General features: G+C 71.3%; 13 protein-coding genes. 8 read left to right on the forward strand and 5 right to left on the reverse strand.

The window, feature by feature from the left end:
• Positions 1–3: 3 nt before the first annotated feature.
• Positions 4–735, forward strand: coding sequence for a Crp/Fnr family transcriptional regulator (locus tag AC07RM_RS20360; protein ID WP_495335667.1), 732 nt, complete (start codon positions 4–6; stop codon positions 733–735).
• Here AC07RM_RS20360 and AC07RM_RS20365 read toward each other — a convergent pair.
• Positions 678–2,243 (reverse strand): alpha/beta fold hydrolase, encoded by a 1,566-nt coding sequence (locus AC07RM_RS20365; protein WP_495335668.1) that lies wholly within the window; start codon positions 2,241–2,243, stop codon positions 678–680. The genes AC07RM_RS20360 and AC07RM_RS20365 overlap by 58 nt on opposite strands.
• 270 nt (positions 2,244–2,513) lie before the next feature.
• Here AC07RM_RS20365 and AC07RM_RS20370 point away from each other — a divergent pair, with 270 nt between their 5' ends.
• From AC07RM_RS20370 to AC07RM_RS20390, 5 genes are read left to right on the forward strand one after another with little or no spacing between them, the layout of a single operon-like run.
• Positions 2,514–3,983 (forward strand): MFS transporter, encoded by a 1,470-nt coding sequence (locus AC07RM_RS20370; RefSeq protein ID WP_431509387.1) that lies wholly within the window; start codon positions 2,514–2,516, stop codon positions 3,981–3,983.
• A complete protein-coding gene (locus AC07RM_RS20375; protein ID WP_495335669.1) occupies positions 3,980–5,539 on the forward strand; it encodes an FGGY family carbohydrate kinase in 1,560 nt (519 codons plus the stop codon). Before AC07RM_RS20370 ends, AC07RM_RS20375 begins: the two co-directional genes overlap by 4 nt.
• Positions 5,536–7,215 carry a glycerol-3-phosphate dehydrogenase/oxidase gene (locus AC07RM_RS20380; RefSeq protein WP_495335670.1) on the forward strand — a complete coding sequence of 560 codons (1,680 nt, stop codon included), beginning with the start codon at positions 5,536–5,538 and terminating at the stop codon, positions 7,213–7,215. Before AC07RM_RS20375 ends, AC07RM_RS20380 begins: the two co-directional genes overlap by 4 nt.
• On the forward strand, positions 7,212–8,762 hold the full coding sequence (locus tag AC07RM_RS20385; protein WP_495335671.1) for an FAD-binding oxidoreductase: 1,551 nt from the start codon (positions 7,212–7,214) through the stop codon (positions 8,760–8,762). Before AC07RM_RS20380 ends, AC07RM_RS20385 begins: the two co-directional genes overlap by 4 nt.
• Positions 8,763–8,772: 10 nt before the next feature.
• The gene (locus AC07RM_RS20390; protein ID WP_057596439.1) at positions 8,773–9,369 is read left to right on the forward strand and encodes a glycerol-3-phosphate responsive antiterminator; all 597 of its coding nucleotides are present in this window, start codon (positions 8,773–8,775) and stop codon (positions 9,367–9,369) included.
• Here the strand turns inward: AC07RM_RS20390 and AC07RM_RS20395 are convergent.
• The 3 genes from AC07RM_RS20395 to AC07RM_RS20405 all read right to left on the reverse strand — a co-directional run bounded on the left by AC07RM_RS20395 (position 9,366) and on the right by AC07RM_RS20405 (position 12,237).
• Positions 9,366–10,298, reverse strand: a complete 933-nt coding sequence (locus AC07RM_RS20395; protein WP_490877653.1) for a DUF3014 domain-containing protein — start codon at positions 10,296–10,298, stop codon at positions 9,366–9,368. The genes AC07RM_RS20390 and AC07RM_RS20395 overlap by 4 nt on opposite strands.
• A gap of 179 nt (positions 10,299–10,477) precedes the next feature.
• Positions 10,478–11,146, reverse strand: coding sequence for an alpha/beta hydrolase (locus AC07RM_RS20400; protein ID WP_495335672.1), 669 nt, complete (start codon positions 11,144–11,146; stop codon positions 10,478–10,480).
• A gap of 29 nt (positions 11,147–11,175) precedes the next feature.
• Positions 11,176–12,237 (reverse strand): NAD(P)H-dependent flavin oxidoreductase, encoded by a 1,062-nt coding sequence (locus AC07RM_RS20405; RefSeq protein WP_495335673.1) that lies wholly within the window; start codon positions 12,235–12,237, stop codon positions 11,176–11,178.
• Between the two features lie 224 nt (positions 12,238–12,461).
• Between AC07RM_RS20405 and AC07RM_RS20410 the strand changes: the two genes are divergently transcribed.
• Positions 12,462–13,385, forward strand: coding sequence for a hypothetical protein (locus AC07RM_RS20410; protein WP_495335674.1), 924 nt, complete (start codon positions 12,462–12,464; stop codon positions 13,383–13,385).
• A 15-nt stretch (positions 13,386–13,400) separates the two neighbouring features.
• Positions 13,401–14,027 (forward strand): hypothetical protein, encoded by a 627-nt coding sequence (locus AC07RM_RS20415; protein WP_093344946.1) that lies wholly within the window; start codon positions 13,401–13,403, stop codon positions 14,025–14,027.
• A 3-nt stretch (positions 14,028–14,030) separates the two neighbouring features.
• On the opposite strand, the gene AC07RM_RS20420 is transcribed toward AC07RM_RS20415, so the two are convergent.
• Entirely contained in the window at positions 14,031–15,242 is a 1,212-nt protein-coding gene (locus AC07RM_RS20420; RefSeq protein WP_495335675.1) for a DUF1501 domain-containing protein, read from the reverse strand.
• Positions 15,243–15,262: the final 20 nt, after the last annotated feature.

The following is a 15,262-nucleotide window of genomic DNA, read 5'->3' on the forward strand; positions in this document are numbered from 1 at the left end:
CGCATGGACCCCGGCGAGATCGCCTCGCTCAAGTCGCGCTGGCGCGGCTGCGTCTGGGCCCACACGCTGAGCGACGACGAGGCCGAAGTGCTGCTGCCGCAGCTGCGCTTCGTCGAGCTCGCCGCGGGCCAGGCCATCTGGCACCGCGGCGACCCGGCCGAGCACTGGGTCGGCATGGGGCGCGGCAGCATGAAGCTGTGCACCACCTCGGCCTCGGGCAAGCCCGTGACCTTCATGGGCCAGGCCTTCAGCTGGGTCGGCGAGGTCGAGCTGATCCGCAACGAGCCGCGCTTCTGCGATGCGGTCGCGCTGTCCGACGCGGTGATCATCAAGATGCCGAAGGCGGCCTTCTTCCACCTGCTCGACGGCAACCGCGCCTTCAACCGCTTCGTGCTGCAGCTGCTGAGCGAACGGCTCATGCAGTCGATGGCCGTCACGCTGTCGGACCGCACGCTCGACCCGGTCGCCAAGGTCGCGCAGAGCCTGGCCTCGCTGTTCAGCCCGGCGGCCTTTCCGCCGCGCTCGCTCGAGCTGCAGGTGTCGCAGGCCGAGCTGGCGCTCTACTGCAACATGTCGCGCCCGCGGCTCAACGCGGCGCTGCGGCGGCTCGAGGCCGAGGGCCTGCTCACCCTCGGCTACCAGGTCGTGACCTTGCGCGACCTCGATGCGCTGCGTGCCTACCGCGCCGCGCCATCGGCCGCGAGCGGCAGCCACACGCGGCCCGAGACCGCATAGGCGTTGTCGCCGGCGATGCCGGCCACCGGCGCGCCCGACGCGGGCGCCCAGACGTACTGCGCATGGGTGGCGAACAGCGCCACGCCGAGTTCGTCGCCGGGCCGCAGGCGCGCGGCCACGCCGCCGAGCGCGATGCGCTGCCGCCCCGGCGGCGCGGGCACCACCTGGTCCGACAGCAGCATCAGCTCGCCGTTGCGGCGCAGCGCGAGCCCCACCAGCGCCACACCGGGTCCGCCGGCCGCCCGCACGTCGAGCTCGGCCTCGGGCACGCCGGCCAGCACCGCGCCGCGCGGCGCATCGGCGGGCAAGGGAACGAAGACCGGCGCCGGCGAACCCGCGCGCACCTCGGTGAGCGCGAGGGCCGCGCCGAACCGCGCCGCGATCGGCGCCGTGCCCTCGAAGGCCGTACCGTCGTCGAGCGCGATGCACAGCCGTGGCACCGAAGGCGCGGCCGGCTCGATGTCGCGCAGCTTGGCATCGAGCCAGCCGAGCATCGCGTCCATGGCATCGACGCCGCCGCAGCGCGCGGGCTTGTCGCGCTGCCCCGCGCGCGGATTCACATGGCCCGAGCGCAGCACCATGAGCCGCACGTCGCCGCCGCCGGCCTTCAGCTGGCGCCAGTTGCGCAGGCCCTCGTCCATGTCGAACAGCACGTCCTCGCTGGCCTGCACCACCAGCGCATCGACGCGGCGCGACGGCTGCCCGGCCCAGCTCAGGCCCGAGGGCCCGTGCGCCTGATAGGCATCGCGCAGCCGCTGCGCATCGGTGCCCATGTCGTTCCAGGCCCAGGCACCGGGCTTCGGCGCCGTCTCGCACAGCGGCCGCAGCAGGCCGCCGTCGCGCACCTTGCCGCGTTGCGCCATGAAGCATTCGAACTGCACGAAGCCCTGCTTGAGCACGCCCTGCGGCGCGAGCGAATGCTGCAGGTCGTACCAGGTCATCGACGGGATCGCGGTCGCGATGCGCGGCTCGAGTTGCGCGAGCTGCATCTGGTAGCCGCCACCGTACGAGCCGCCGATGCTGCCGATGCGCGGCCTGCCGTCGGCGCCCTTGCGCAGCAGCAGCTCGCGCTCGGCCCAGTCGATCAGGCTGCGGATGTCGGCGATCTCGGCCTGCGGATCCATGATGCGGCTGTCGCCGCCGCTGTCGCCATGGCCGCGGTGGTCGAAGCTGATCACCGCATAGCCGCGCTCGACCAACGTGGGCACGAGGCGGTCGACGCGCGACCAGTAGCTCGCGCCCGGGTCGGTGTCGCGCGGCGGCAGTTCGCGCAGCCGGCCGAGGCCGAAGCCGCTCGCATGCAGCACCAGCGGATAGCCGCCCTCGGGTTTCGCATCGGGCAGGAACAGCGTGAACGCGACCTTCGTGCCCCTGGCGGCATCAGCGCCCGCGAGCGGATCGGGCACCGTCGATTGCAGCGCGTGCTGCCGAACCGTGGCCGCGTGCGCCGCCGGCAAGGCCATGCAGGCGGCGGCGCACAGCGCGATGGCGTGGATCAGGGTCTTCATGTCTCGTTCGCTCCTCGTCGTGTCTTTCGAAGCACGCGACTCTAGGAACGCGGGCCGCCGCTGTTTGTCCCCGCGGGAACAGATGCAACACGGTGGCTTCTGGCGGTTCTAGTGGTTAACACCGCCTCGAATCACATTCATTGACGGATTGAAAACTTCGCACTTAGAATTTCGGCGCAGGTTCAGATTTAAAGACCATCTGTGAGATGGCTTTGTCGCGCCTGCATGGTTTGCATCGTCTTCTTGCGGATTATTCCAATGGAGACAACTGTGCAACCCAACGCGCTCAAGATCCGCGGCATCGACGATGTCATCGCCTACCTGGATTCACGCCAGGGCATCAAGGGCCGGGCCGCCGTCATCTGGTGGCTCGCACTCGGCGGACTGTTCCTCGACGCCTTTTCCAATTCCGCACTGAGCGCGGGCCTCGGGCCCATGACGCGCAACCTCTCGCTGAGCGCCGCGCAGGTCGCGCTGATGACCTCGATGGCCTCGTGGGTCGCGATCGCCTTCAATCCCATCGGCGGCTGGATGGCCGACCGCTGGGGCCGCATCCGGCCGCTGATCCTCGCCAAGGTGCTGGCCGTCACGGGCGCGGTGATCGTGGTGTTCGCGCCGGGCTTCGAGACGATCCTGGTCGGCCGCTTCTTCGTGGGCGCGGCCTACGGCATCGACTTCGCGATCGCGATGGCGGTGCTGGCCGAGTTCACGCCGGCGCGCTTCAAGAGCCGGCTCAACACCTGGCAGGGCATGTGGTATCTGGCCGTGTGCAGCAACCTGCTGCTGGCGCTGATGTTCTATTCGTGGAACGTGGGCGACTCGATCTGGCGCTACTCGGTGGCCGCCACCGCGGTGTTCGGCCTCGCGATCCTGTTGCTGCAGTTCGCGCTGCTGGTCGAGAGCCCGGTCTGGCTCGCGCGCAAGGAGCGGCTCGACGAGGCCGCCGCCGCCATGAGCCGCATCTATGCCGAGCGCTTCGCCGCCGCGCCGCGCCACGAGCGCGTGCCGGTCACGAACCAGGCGCGCCGCGGCGCGGCCAACGTGCTGCTGATCTTTCGCGGCGTCTACCTGCCGCGCACCATCCTCGCGGCCACGGTGCAGATCGGCCAGTCGATCCAGTATTTCGCGGTCGGCTGGTACCTGCCGCTGATCAGCGCCACGCTGTTCGGCAAGGACTTCGCGCAGGCCACCATCGGCGCGCTGGCCTTCAACGTGTTCGGCATCTTCGGCGGCTTCCTCTCGCCGTGGATCGGCCGCAAGCTCGGCCTGCGCCGCGCCTCGGCCTTCGGCTTCGCGATGGTGTTCCTCATGCTGCTGACGCTCGGCCTGTTCCATGGCCGCATGCCGTTGTGGCTGGCGGTGGCGGTGCCCTCGCTGTTCATCCTGTTCCATTCGGGCGGACCGGGCGCCAACGGCAAGAGCCTGTCCTCGCTGTCCTTCCGCAGCGAACTGCGCGCGGGCGCCAACGGCATCATCGGCGCGCTCGGCTCCATCGGCGCGGCCCTGGGCCTGCTGGTGTTCCCGCTGTTCCGCGAGAAGTACGGGCTCGAGCACACCTTCCTGATCCTCTCGGTGGTGCCGCTGATCGCGAGCGCGATCTGCTTCGCGATCCGCTGGGACCCGACCCGTACCGGAATCAATCCCGACAACGAAGCCGGCGCGCCGCAGTTCAAGGACGACGCGCGCGCCGGCATCGCCTCCGAATCGCTCCAACCCGCCGTGGGAAAAATGAACCGATGAGCTCCACCACCGAGGACGTGATCCTCTCCATCGACGAAGGCACCTCGGGCACGCGCGCCGCGGTCGTCGGCCGCGACGGCCACGTCTCCTGCCTCGAGTACGCGCCCCTTTCGGTCGACACGCCGCGCCCCGGCGTGGTCGAGCAGGACGCCGACGCGATCCTCGCGAAGACCCTGGCCGTGTGCCGCGCCAGCGTGGCGCGCGCGCAGGCCGAGGGCAAGCGCATCGCCGCGCTCGCCATCGCCACCCAGCGCTGCTCGGCCGTGCTGTGGGACACCCACACGGGCCGCGCGCTGGTGCCCGTGATGGTCTGGCAGGACACGCGCCATGTCGACGAACTGGCGCGCCTCGCGCCCGAATGGGACGCGCCGCTGATGCGCCAGCTCGGCCGCCCGGTCGGCGTGCGCTCGCCCTACCTCTGGGCCACGCACCACCTGCGCGACACGCCGGCCGTGGCGCATGCCTTCGAGCAGGGCCGGCTCGGCTTCGGCACCATCGACAGCTGGCTGCTGTGGCACCTGTCGGAGCGGCGCGAATGCGTGACCACGCCGACCAACGTGACCTCGGGCAATGCCTACGTGCTGGCCGAGCACCGCTACCAGCTCGAGTGGATCGACACCCTGGGCTTTCCGCGCGCGCTGCTGCCCGCGCTGCGCGAGGATGCCGGCGACCTGGGCCGCACGCGCGCCGAGCTGCTCGGCATCGCGGTGCCGATCCTCGCCTGCGCGGGCGACCAGCATGCGGGCGCCGTCGGCCTGGGCTGTCTCGACCGCGCGCAGGCCATGTGCGTGCACGGCACCGGCAGCTTCGTCGACGTGATCACCGGCACCGTGCCGCCCCTCGACGCCGGCCTGCATCCGGGCACGCTCGCCATGACGGCGCGACGCTCGGGCGGCGTCTCGCACTTCGCGGTCGAGACCTATGTGGCCACCACCGGCTCCGCGCTCAACTGGGTCTGCGAGAAGCTGCAGTGGTTCGAGAACGCGGCGCAGATCGGCGCGCTGGCGGCCGAGGCCGCGAGCGCGAACGGCGTCTGCTTCGTTCCCGCCCTCACGGGCCTGCGCGTGCCCGCGATGGAGCCGGCCGCGCGTGCCTCGCTCACCGGCATCTCGATGGCGACCACGCGCGCCGAGGTGGCGCGCGCGGTGCTCGAGGGCATCGCGCATTCGGTGGCCGCGTGCATCGCGGCCAACGAGCAGGTCTCGGGCCTGCAGGTGTCCGAACTCGTGGTCGGCGGCGGCCTGTCGGGCAGCTCGACCCTGCTGCAGATCCAGGCCGACCTCAGCGGCATGCCGGTGCGCCGAATGGCCGAGACCGAGCGCGCGAGCCTGCGCGGCGCCGCCTTCCTCGCGGGTGCCTCGGGCCTGCTGTGGCCCTCGCTGCAGGAGGCCCGCGCCACGCTGGCCACCGACGCGGTGTTCGAACCCGCGATCGGCGCCGACGAGCGCGAGGCCCGGCGCGCGCAATGGCAGGCACGGGTCGACTCCGAGCTCGCGCATGCGCAGCGCTTCAAGAACCCACCACTTTCCACCACGCCAGGAGAACTTCCACGATGAGGGTCCTGCCATCCCTTCGACCGGCCAGGGACCGCGCCGAGATGACGGCCACCGAGCCCCTGCGCCTGCACCGCCCCGACCTGCTCGCACGCCTGGGCGACGAGCACTTCGACATGCTGATCGTCGGCGGCGGCATCACCGGCGCCTATGCCGCGCTCGATGCCAGCCTGCGCGGCTACCGCGTCGCGCTGGTCGAGAAGGACGACTTCGCCTTCGGCACCTCGTCGAAGTCCTCGAAGATGGTGCACGGCGGCCTGCGCTACATCGAGCAGGGCAACCTGGGCCTGGTGCGGCACTCGCTGCTCGAGCGCCAGCGCCTGCGCCGCAACGCGCGCCACCTGGTGCAGCGCCTGCCCTTCCTGTTCCCCGTGATGGAGCGCGAGGGCGTGTTCGACAAGCGCCTGGCCAAGGCCTTCGAGAGCCTGCTGTGGACCTACGACATCGCGGGCGGCTGGCGCGAGGGCATCCTGCACCAGAAGCTCAGCAAGGCCGAGGTGCTGTCGCACTGCCCCACCTTCCGCGAGGAGCACCTGACCGGCGGCTTCATGTACTTCGACGCGCGCGTGGACGATGCGCGCCTCACGCTCAACGTGGCGCGCACCGCCGCCTTCCACGGTGCCGCGGTGCTCAATCACGCGAAGGCGATCGAGATCACGCGCGACGCGCACGGCAAGGTCGACGGCGCGATCGTGCAGGCCGACGGCCGCGAGATCCGCGCGCGCGCCCGCGTCGTGGTGATGGCCACCGGCGTCTGGCTGCGCGACTGGGACGGCCGGCGCAAGAACGAGGAGAAGACGCTCAACGTGCGCCCGGCCAAGGGCGTGCACGTGGCGATCCCCTGGCTCAAGATCCGCAACGACTGCACCGTGACCATTCCGGTGCCGGGCCGCAACCGGCGCGCGACCATCACGCGCTGGGGCAACGTCTCCTACCTCGGCACCACCGACGAGGACTACGAGGGCAACCTCGACGACGTCTGCTGCACGCGCGAGGAGCTCGACTTCCTGCTCGAGGGCGCGCGCTCGGCGCTCAAGACCGACCTGCGCGCCGAGGACGTGGTCGGCAGCATCGCGGGCTGCCGACCGCTGGTGGCGCCCCCCGGCGGCAAGACGCTCGAGATCAAGCGCAACCACGAGATCCGCACCACCTCCGACGGGCTGCTGACCATCGTCGGCGGCAAGCTCACCACCTCGCGCCACATGGCCGAGCAGACCATCGATGCCGCGCAGAAGGTGCTGGGCCGGCGCGCCGGCTGCACCACCAAGTCGGCCTTCCTGCTCGGCGCGGCCGGCTACGACGCGCAGGCGATCACCGCCTCGGGCGGGCTCTCGGCCCACCTGGGCGAGCGCTACGGCACCGAGGCGCGCTTCGTCAGCGACATCCTGCAGGACGACCCCGGCCTGCAGAAGCCGATCGTCGAAGGCCTGCCCTACAGCGAGGCCGAGATCGTCTACGCGGTGCGCCACGAACTCGCCCGCACCGTCGACGACGTGCTGTCGCGGCGCATCCGCGCGCGCCTGATGGCGCGCGACGCCTCGGGCCGCGCCGCGGACCGCGTGGGCGAAATCCTCCAGGCCGAACTCGGCCTGTCCCCCGCCGAGACGGCGCAGCAGGTCACCAGCTACCGCGCCGCCCTCGCACACGAAAAATCCATCCTCATGGGAGAAAGCAGATGATCAGCAAGGACGCCATCCAGCGCGGCTACAACCGCCGCAACTACATCGTCGGTGCGCACACACCACCGGCCTATGCCAAGACCATCGCGGCCACCGACGGCCCGCCGGGCCTGCAGCGCGCGCCGATCGCGGTGCCGCCCGCGCAGCTCGAGGCGCTGCGCCAGGCCGCCGACGAGGTGCTCACCGCCACCGCCGACGTGGTGGCCTGGACGCGCGACTGGTGGGCCGGCTCCATGGTCAGCGAGACCGGCGGACGGCCCGCGACGCCGCAGGCCGCGATCGTGCGTGTCTCCACCGTCGAGCAGATCCAGGCCGTGATGCGCATCGCGCACGCGGCATCGATCCCCGTCACCGTGTCGGCCGGCCGCAGCAACGTGACCGGCGCGGCGCTGCCGGTGCGCGGCGGCATCGTGCTCGACGTCTGCGAACTCAACAGGTTCATCGGCTTCGATGCCGAGAGCCAGATCGTCGAGGTCGAGGCCGGCATGTTCGGCGACGTGTTCGAGGAGACCATCCAGCGCGACCACCGGATGACCATGGGCCACTGGCCCTCGTCCTTCGGCATCAGCACGGTCGGCGGCTGGGTCGCCTGCCGCGGCGCGGGCCAGCTCTCGACGCGCTACGGCAAGATCGAGGACATGGTGTTCGGCATGGACGTGGTGCTGGCCGACGGCAGCCTCGTCACCGTGGGCGGCTACTCGCGCGCCGCGGTCGGCGCCGACCTGCAGCAGCTGTTCATCGGCTCCGAGGGCACGCTCGGCGTGATCGTGCGCGTGCGGCTCAAGCTGCACCGCCTGCCCGACTACGGCCGCGCCATCGCCTTCGGCTTCGACAGCTTCGCCTCCGGCCTCGAGGCCTGCCGCCAGATCATGCAGCGCGGCGCCAACCCGGCCGCGCTGCGGCTGTACGACGCGCTCGAGAGCAAGGTGCAGTTCGAGCTGGCCGACACGCACGTGCTGCTGATCGCCGACGAGGGCACGCCCGAGATGGTCGATGCCGTCATGGCGATCAGCGAGCGCGCCTGCCGCGAGCTGGGCCGCGAACTCGACGGCCCGGTGATCTTCGAGCGCTGGCTCGACACCCGCTACCTCACGGGAAAGAGCGCAGAGGGCTTCAAGCGCAGCCCGGGCTTCGTGGCCGACACGCTCGAGATGAGCGGCCGCTGGAGCGATCTGCCCGCGATCTACGACGAGGTGGTGGCCGCGATCAACGCCGTGCCCGGCACGCTGGCCGGCTCGGCCCACCAGTCGCATGCCTACGTGGACGGCGCCTGCCTCTACTTCTCGCTGCGCGGCGAGGTCGAGGTGGCGGACCGCGCGCGCTGGTACCGCGCGGCCTGGGACGCGGCCAACGCGGTGCTGGTGCGCCACAATGCCGCGTTGAGCCACCACCATGGCGTCGGGCTGCTGCGTGCGCCCTACATGGCCGACTCGCTGGGCAGCGCCTTCCCGGTGCTGCAGGCGATCAAGCGCACGCTGGACCCGAAGAACATCCTGAACCCGGGCAAGCTCGGCCTCACCGACGAGCTGCCCCCTTCCGCAGACTGAGCCCCATCGAATGGACCGTTCCCTCGGCGCGCGCCTCGCGCGGCACCCGATCATCGCGACGCTCTACGGCGCGGAGCAGATCGACAGCTTCGTCGACAGCGCGAGCGAGATCGCCATCGTCGCGAACGTGGAGCTGCGCCGGCTGCAGGCCGTGGTCGCGACCATCACGCGCGCGGACAAGATCGCCATCGTCAACATCGACAGCTGCGAGGGCATCTCGCCCGACAAGGGCGGCGTGGAGTACCTGGCCGAGATCGGCGCGACCAGCCTGGTGTCCACGCGCGTGGCGACCATCCAGCGCGCCAACCGCGCCGGCCTGCTGACCATGCAGAAGGTGTTCGTGACCGACCGCTCGACCTGGCCGCGCAGCGTGAAGGCGCTCGAGCAGAGCGACCCGAACCTGGTCCAGCTGATGCCCGCGCCGATGCTGCCGCACATCTCGATCAAGGAGCGCAACGCGCTGCCGCCGATCGTCGCCTCGGGCTTCGTGATCACCACCAACGACGTGCGCAGCGCGCTCGCGGCCGGCGCGGTGGCGGTGTCGACCAGCGACACCGCGATGTGGAGCCTCGACATCCAGGCGCCGAAGACCGGCGCGGCGGGCTAGGATTTCTTCTTCGCGACCTCGCCGGTGGCGATCTGCTGGCGCAGCGCGCGCAGGCTGGCCTTGAGCTTGCGCTCGTTCTCCGGGCCCATGCGCACCATGATCTTCTGGCCCGCGCTGAGCGACTCGAGCTGGGGATCGACGTACTCGTAACGCGTCCACGGGCGCTGCGAGGGATAGTCGCCCTTGACCTCGACCAGCCGCACCTGCACCGGCCCCTTGGGCTCGGGCGCGGCCAGCAGGTGGTCGATGACCGCGATCAACCGGTCGTTGAAATAGCGGCCCGGATAGCCGAGCTCTTCATAGGCCTGCTGGAACAGCGGATAGAGCCGCGCGTACACGCCCGCGGCCTTGGCCGGGTCGACCGATTCGGCGAGCAGCACGAAGCCGTTGTAGCGCGCGGCATTGTTGGCCGCGATGGTCTGGTTGGCGCCCTGGCCCTCGGTGATGAAGCGCTGGCCCGTGGGCTGCACCGGCCAGGCGCTCGCGGGTGCCTGCTCGCGCGCGAGGTTGTCGACCGTGGCGACGAAGCGCCGCACCACGCCGTCGGGGCGCAGGAAGGTGTTGGCGTTCTTGCCGCCGAGCAGTTCGGCCAGCGCCTTCAGCACGCGCGAGTCGGAGTCGGCCAGCGAGGGCAGCGCGGCATCGGGCGGCGCGAGCGCGTCGACCGGGTTCTGCGGCCCCGAGGCCACGGGGGCCGGCGCGGGCGCGGGCGGTGCGTCTTCGGGCGTGGTGGCGGCCACCGGCGGCGCCACGGGCTGTTGCTGCTGCTGGTACCAGCGCCAGCCGAAGTAGCCGGCCACCAGCAGCACCAGCACGAGCAGCGCCCACGGCAGCATGGAGCGCTCGCGACGCGGTGCGTAGTCGCGGGTCTCGCCCGCGGTGCTCATGTCGCGTTCGGCACGGAGTTCGTTGTTGTCGTTCTCGGGCATGTCGGCGTGTCTTTCCTGTGGCGTGCGGTGCGTGATGACGAACCGTCATGTTGCACCAACAAGGGCCCCCGGGAGCCCGGGGCCTCGTAACCCCGTGTGACGCCCTCGCCACACGGAAGTTCAGCCCCGCCCTCGACATGCAGGTGGCGCCACCGGTTTCCGGGGCGCGCGCTCGGCGCTCAGTGCGCGGCCGTCAGCGACTGCAGCCAGGCCAACGTGCCCTGCAGCTCGGCCGGCCGGATCTCGTGGCCGCCAGGGAAATCGCTGCCCGCGAGCGCGAGCGGCAGGCCGCGCGCCAGCTCGCGCGTGGCCTGCGCGGCCGCGGGCGGAATCACGTTGTCGGCGCTGCCATGGCTCACCCACAGCGACTTGCCTTCGAAGGCCTCGGGCGCGGCCACCTGGGGCAGCACCTGCGGCAGCAGCCGGCTGTGCCAGACCATCGCGGCGCGCATCGACGCGGGCTTGGTCAGCAGCAGCGACAGCGCCATGATCCCGCCCTGGCTGAAGCCGCCGACCACCACGCGCTCGGGCGGAATGCCCAGTTGCGCCGAGGCCGAGGCCAGCATCTCGCCGACCAGGAAGCGGCTCTCGCGCTCCTGGTCCTCGTCGATGCGGCGCTGGCCATCGGCCAGCACCTCGAACTCGAACCAGGCATAGGAACCCGGCGTGAGCACATAGGGCGCGCGCAGGCTCAGCACGTGGAACTGCGGCGGCATCAGGCGCGCGAGGCCGAACAGGTCCTGCTCGTTGCTGCCCACGCCATGCATCAGCACCAGCAGCCAGGGATCGCGCGTGCCCGCGGCGGTCGGTTGTTCGAGGAATTGGAGCGGCAGTTGGAGCGTGGTCATGTCGATGGAAGAGAAAGCAAAAGGTCCTGTCAGCGCACCGAAGCCTTGAAGCCTTCGGCCAGCGAGCGCGTGATCTCGGCGGTGGGCTGTTCGCGGCAGCCGCTCGCGTTCTGGCCCGACCACAGCGGCGAGAAGTCGCCGCTGCCCTGGGCCTCGGCCTTGGCGCGCAGCGGCGCGATCGCCGAGGTGGCGAGCGGGAATTCGGGCGCGGGGCCGATCGGGCCCAGCTCGCGGATCACGCGGTTGACGATGCCGCGCGCGGGCCGGCCGGTGAACAGGTTGGTCAGCGCGGTGTGGCGCGCGGCCTCGCTCTTGAGCGCGCCGCGGTGCATGGCGCTGGTGGTGGCCTCGTTGGCCAGCAGGTAGGCCGTGCCGACCTGCACGCCCGCCGCGCCCAGCGCCATCGCGGCCGCCACGCCCTGCGCATCGGCGATGCCGCCCGCGGCGATCACCGGCACGCGCAAGGTCTGCGCCAGTTGCGGCAGCAGCGCGAAGGTGCCCAGCTGCGCCGTGAGGTCGTGCGAGAGGAAATGGCCGCGGTGCCCGCCGGCCTCGAGGCCCTGCGCGATCACCGCGTCGGCGCCGTTCGCCGCGAGCCAGCGGCCCTCCTCGACCGTGGTGGCCGAGGCCAGCACCTTGGCGCCCCAGCCCTTCACGCACGCGAGCAGCTCGGCCGACGGCAACCCGAAATGGAAGCTCACCACCGGCGGACGGAACTCGGCCAGCAGTTCGGCGATCTCGGCGCTGAACGGGTTGCGGCCCGGGCCGGCCGCGATGCCCGCGGGATCGATGCCGAACTCGGCGTAGTAGGGACCGAGCGCGGTGCGCCAGGTGGCTTCGCGCTCGGCACTCGGCACCGGCGGCTGGTGGCAGAAGAAGTTGAGGTTGTAGGGCTTGGTCGTGCCCGCGCGGATCGCCGCGACCTCGCCGCGGATCGCGTCGTTCGAGAGCATCGCGCAGGGCAGCGAGCCCAGCGCGCCCGCGTTGCTCGCGGCGATCGCCATCGCGCTGCCCTGCACGCCCGCCATGGGGGCCTGGATCAGCGGCAGTTCGGTGCCCAGCAGTTGCAACAGCGTCGAGGTGGTGGTCATGAAAGATGCTCCAGTGCGAACGGGGATTCTTCGGAAGGCGCGGCGTGCCGATGCGCGCGCCGCACGCCCCGATTCTGAAGGGAAGCGCGGTCGGGCCGCCCGCGCGGGGTCATCGCCGCGGCTTGAGCAACAATGCCCGCATGCGCACACCGACCCCGTCGAACCGCCCTGCTCGGCACCGCCGCCCCCTTGCATCGCTCGCGGGGCTCGCCGTGAGTACCGTGATGTTCATTCTGCTCACGGCCTGCACGAAGAACGAATCCGAAAGTGCGACATCGGCGCAGGACACCGCCGCCGTGGAGGCCGCGCCCGCCGCCGCGGACCCGGCGCCACCCGCCACGCCCCGGCCCGAGTTCTCGGCCACGCTGCAGCGCGATGCGCTGATGGCGTTGCTGTTCGAGCCGCCGCCCGCCGGCGAGACCGCGAGCCGCACCGATGACGTGCAGCTGCCCGAGATCGGCAACGACGGCAAGCCGATGACCGAGGGCTTCGCGCCGACCCGCGCCCAGGTCTCGCCGCGCGAGGTGGTCCGGCTCGACGACACGCATGCCGTGCTGCTCACCGAGACCGTGCCGGTGGACGACCGCGGCCAGCCGATGGACGCCCACGTGGCGGGTGCATGGCTGGGCGCCTATTTCTTCGAGCATGGCGACGCGGGCTGGAAGCTCGCGGGCCGCAACGACGGCGTCGACTACCTCGGCTTCTCCGGCAACATCGGCCTCACGCGCGTGGAACGCATCGCGCCGCAGCGCTTCGTGCTGACCGTCACGAGCGGCAGCTGCTGGCAGGGCTACTGCGGCAGCTGGCTCTCGGTCTACGAGATCGGCGCCGCCGAAGTGCGACAGCTGATCGAGGGCGTGCCGCTGGGCGCCGACAACGGCGGTGCCGATGGCGCCTGCGAGCCGGTGCTGCAGGCCACGCGCCCGGAGGAAGCGCCGCGCGGCGCCTGCTACCGCATCGATGGCAAGCCCGAGTTCGCGCTCGGCACGCAGGACGATCCGGGCGAGCTGCAGATCGTCTTCAAGGGCGCGCGCACGCGCGATGCAAACAACCTGCGCGTCGAGACCGTCGACGAACAGCTGGTCTACAGCCTGCGCAACGGCGCCTATGCGCTGGTGCAGGGCCGCAATCCCGTGCCCTCGTTCTGAGACGGGCGCCGAGCGATGGGCTTCATCCCCGACCGCCGCATCGAAGCCGAGGCCACCGAGGCCGCGACCGAGATGATCGAGCGCGCGCGCCGCAACTTCGACGTGGCGCTCGACTTCACCGATGCCAGCATCCGCAAGGTCGAGGCGCTGCTGCAGCAGCTGCACCTGCGCGCGCGCAACGACAAGCCGAGCGACGCGCAGGTCTTCGACTACGCCAAGGGCCTGGGCAGCTACGTGGGCGAGGTGTTCCGCCGCAACCATGGCGCCGAATGGGGCGTGGTCGCGCTCGGCGACGACAGCTACCCCGGCATGCGCAGCACTCACCGCGAGCAGCTGTTCTGGCCCTGGCGCCGCGCCTACAACCGCATCGTCAACGGCCCCGAGGACAACGTCTGGCACTACTACCAGCTGCTGGTGGAACGCGCGGGCGGCACCTTGGCCGTGCACGACGACGGCATGCCGTCTAACTTCGCACCGCCGACGATGAACTACGGCCGCGCACGCGCCGCGGCCACCGCGAAGGGCTCGCCGAGCGTGCGCTTCAGCGCGAATGCGATGGGCGGCGCGCCCGGGCGCGCGAAGCGGCCCGCAACCTCGGCCGCGCCCGCGCCGGTGCGCAGGCCCTGGTGGAAGTTCTGGTGAGCCTCACACCAGCTTCAGGTCCTTCGGCGTCACGCCGTCGAACACCTTCGCGACCTGCGCGGGCGACAACCCGTACATGCGCTGGAACAGCCCGCCGAGCACCGCGCGGTACTCGTTGAGCACCGGATAGTCGCGGTTCTGGAACAGCGTGGCGGCCGTCAGCGCCTGCTGCTCGCCGACCACGCGGCCGCCGGCCTGCGCCGAGAGGCCGCCGCCGAGCACCCAGTAGACCGTGCCATGGCCATGGTCGGTGCCCTTGTTGCCGTTCTCGCGGAAGGTGCGGCCGAACTCGCTGATGACCACCACCACGGTCTGGCGCCAGTTCTCGGGCACCATCTCCTGCGCGAAGGCCGCGAGACCGCGGCCCAGTTCCTCGAAGCGGTTCGCGAGGTAGCCGGTGGCCGCGCCCTGCCCCACGTGGGTGTCCCAGCCGCCGACATCGACGAAGCCGAGGTCGTAGCGCTCGCGCATCAGCGCGGCCATGCGGCGGGCGACGAGTTCGAAGCCCTTGGCGGTCATGGCGTTGCGGCTGGCGGCGTCCATCTCGGCTTGCATGGCGCGTTGCACCTCGTCGCGCACCTGGAAGCCCTCGGCCACGGTCTGCGCGAGCGGGGTATCGCGGTACATCGAGGCGATGAGCTGGCTCTGGCGGGCGTCGAGGCCGGGCCGCGCATTGCCCGCGAGCGCCATGTTGGCGGCCCTTGCATCGCCGCGCAGCGAGATCGGCAACTGGTCGGTGAAGGCCATCGGCGAGACGTCGGCGAGCGGCCCCGCGCCGAGCACACCCGCGAGGCGGTTGAGGAAGCCTGAGCGGTAGTCGCGCCGGCGGTCGAGCGCCTGGCCCAGCTCGATACCGTCCTGCGTCTCGAAGTGGCTGCGCGTGAGGTCGTCGGTGCCGGCGAAAGCGATGAACGCGGCCTGCTTCTGCTGGAACAGCGGCATCACGCTCTGCGCCAGCGATGGATGCAGGCCCCAGTCGGCATCGAGCGGCAGCGCGCCGCCGCTGGTGCCCGGTCGTCCGATCGCGATGCCGGGCCGCGAGGCGTAGTAGAAGTCGCTCGAGGTGGGCACCAGCAAGCTGGTGCTGTCGTAGGCACCGCGCAGGAACACGACCAACAGCTTGGCGCCCTCGGCGGCCGGCGCGGCGATCAGGCGGGCGGCGGCGCCGGCCAGCGGCGCGGCGGCGGCGAAACGGAGCAGTTCTCGGCGTTGCATGGACTTGTCCTTTTTCGAGG

Source organism: Variovorax sp. GW821-FHT09B05, assembly GCF_059418265.1.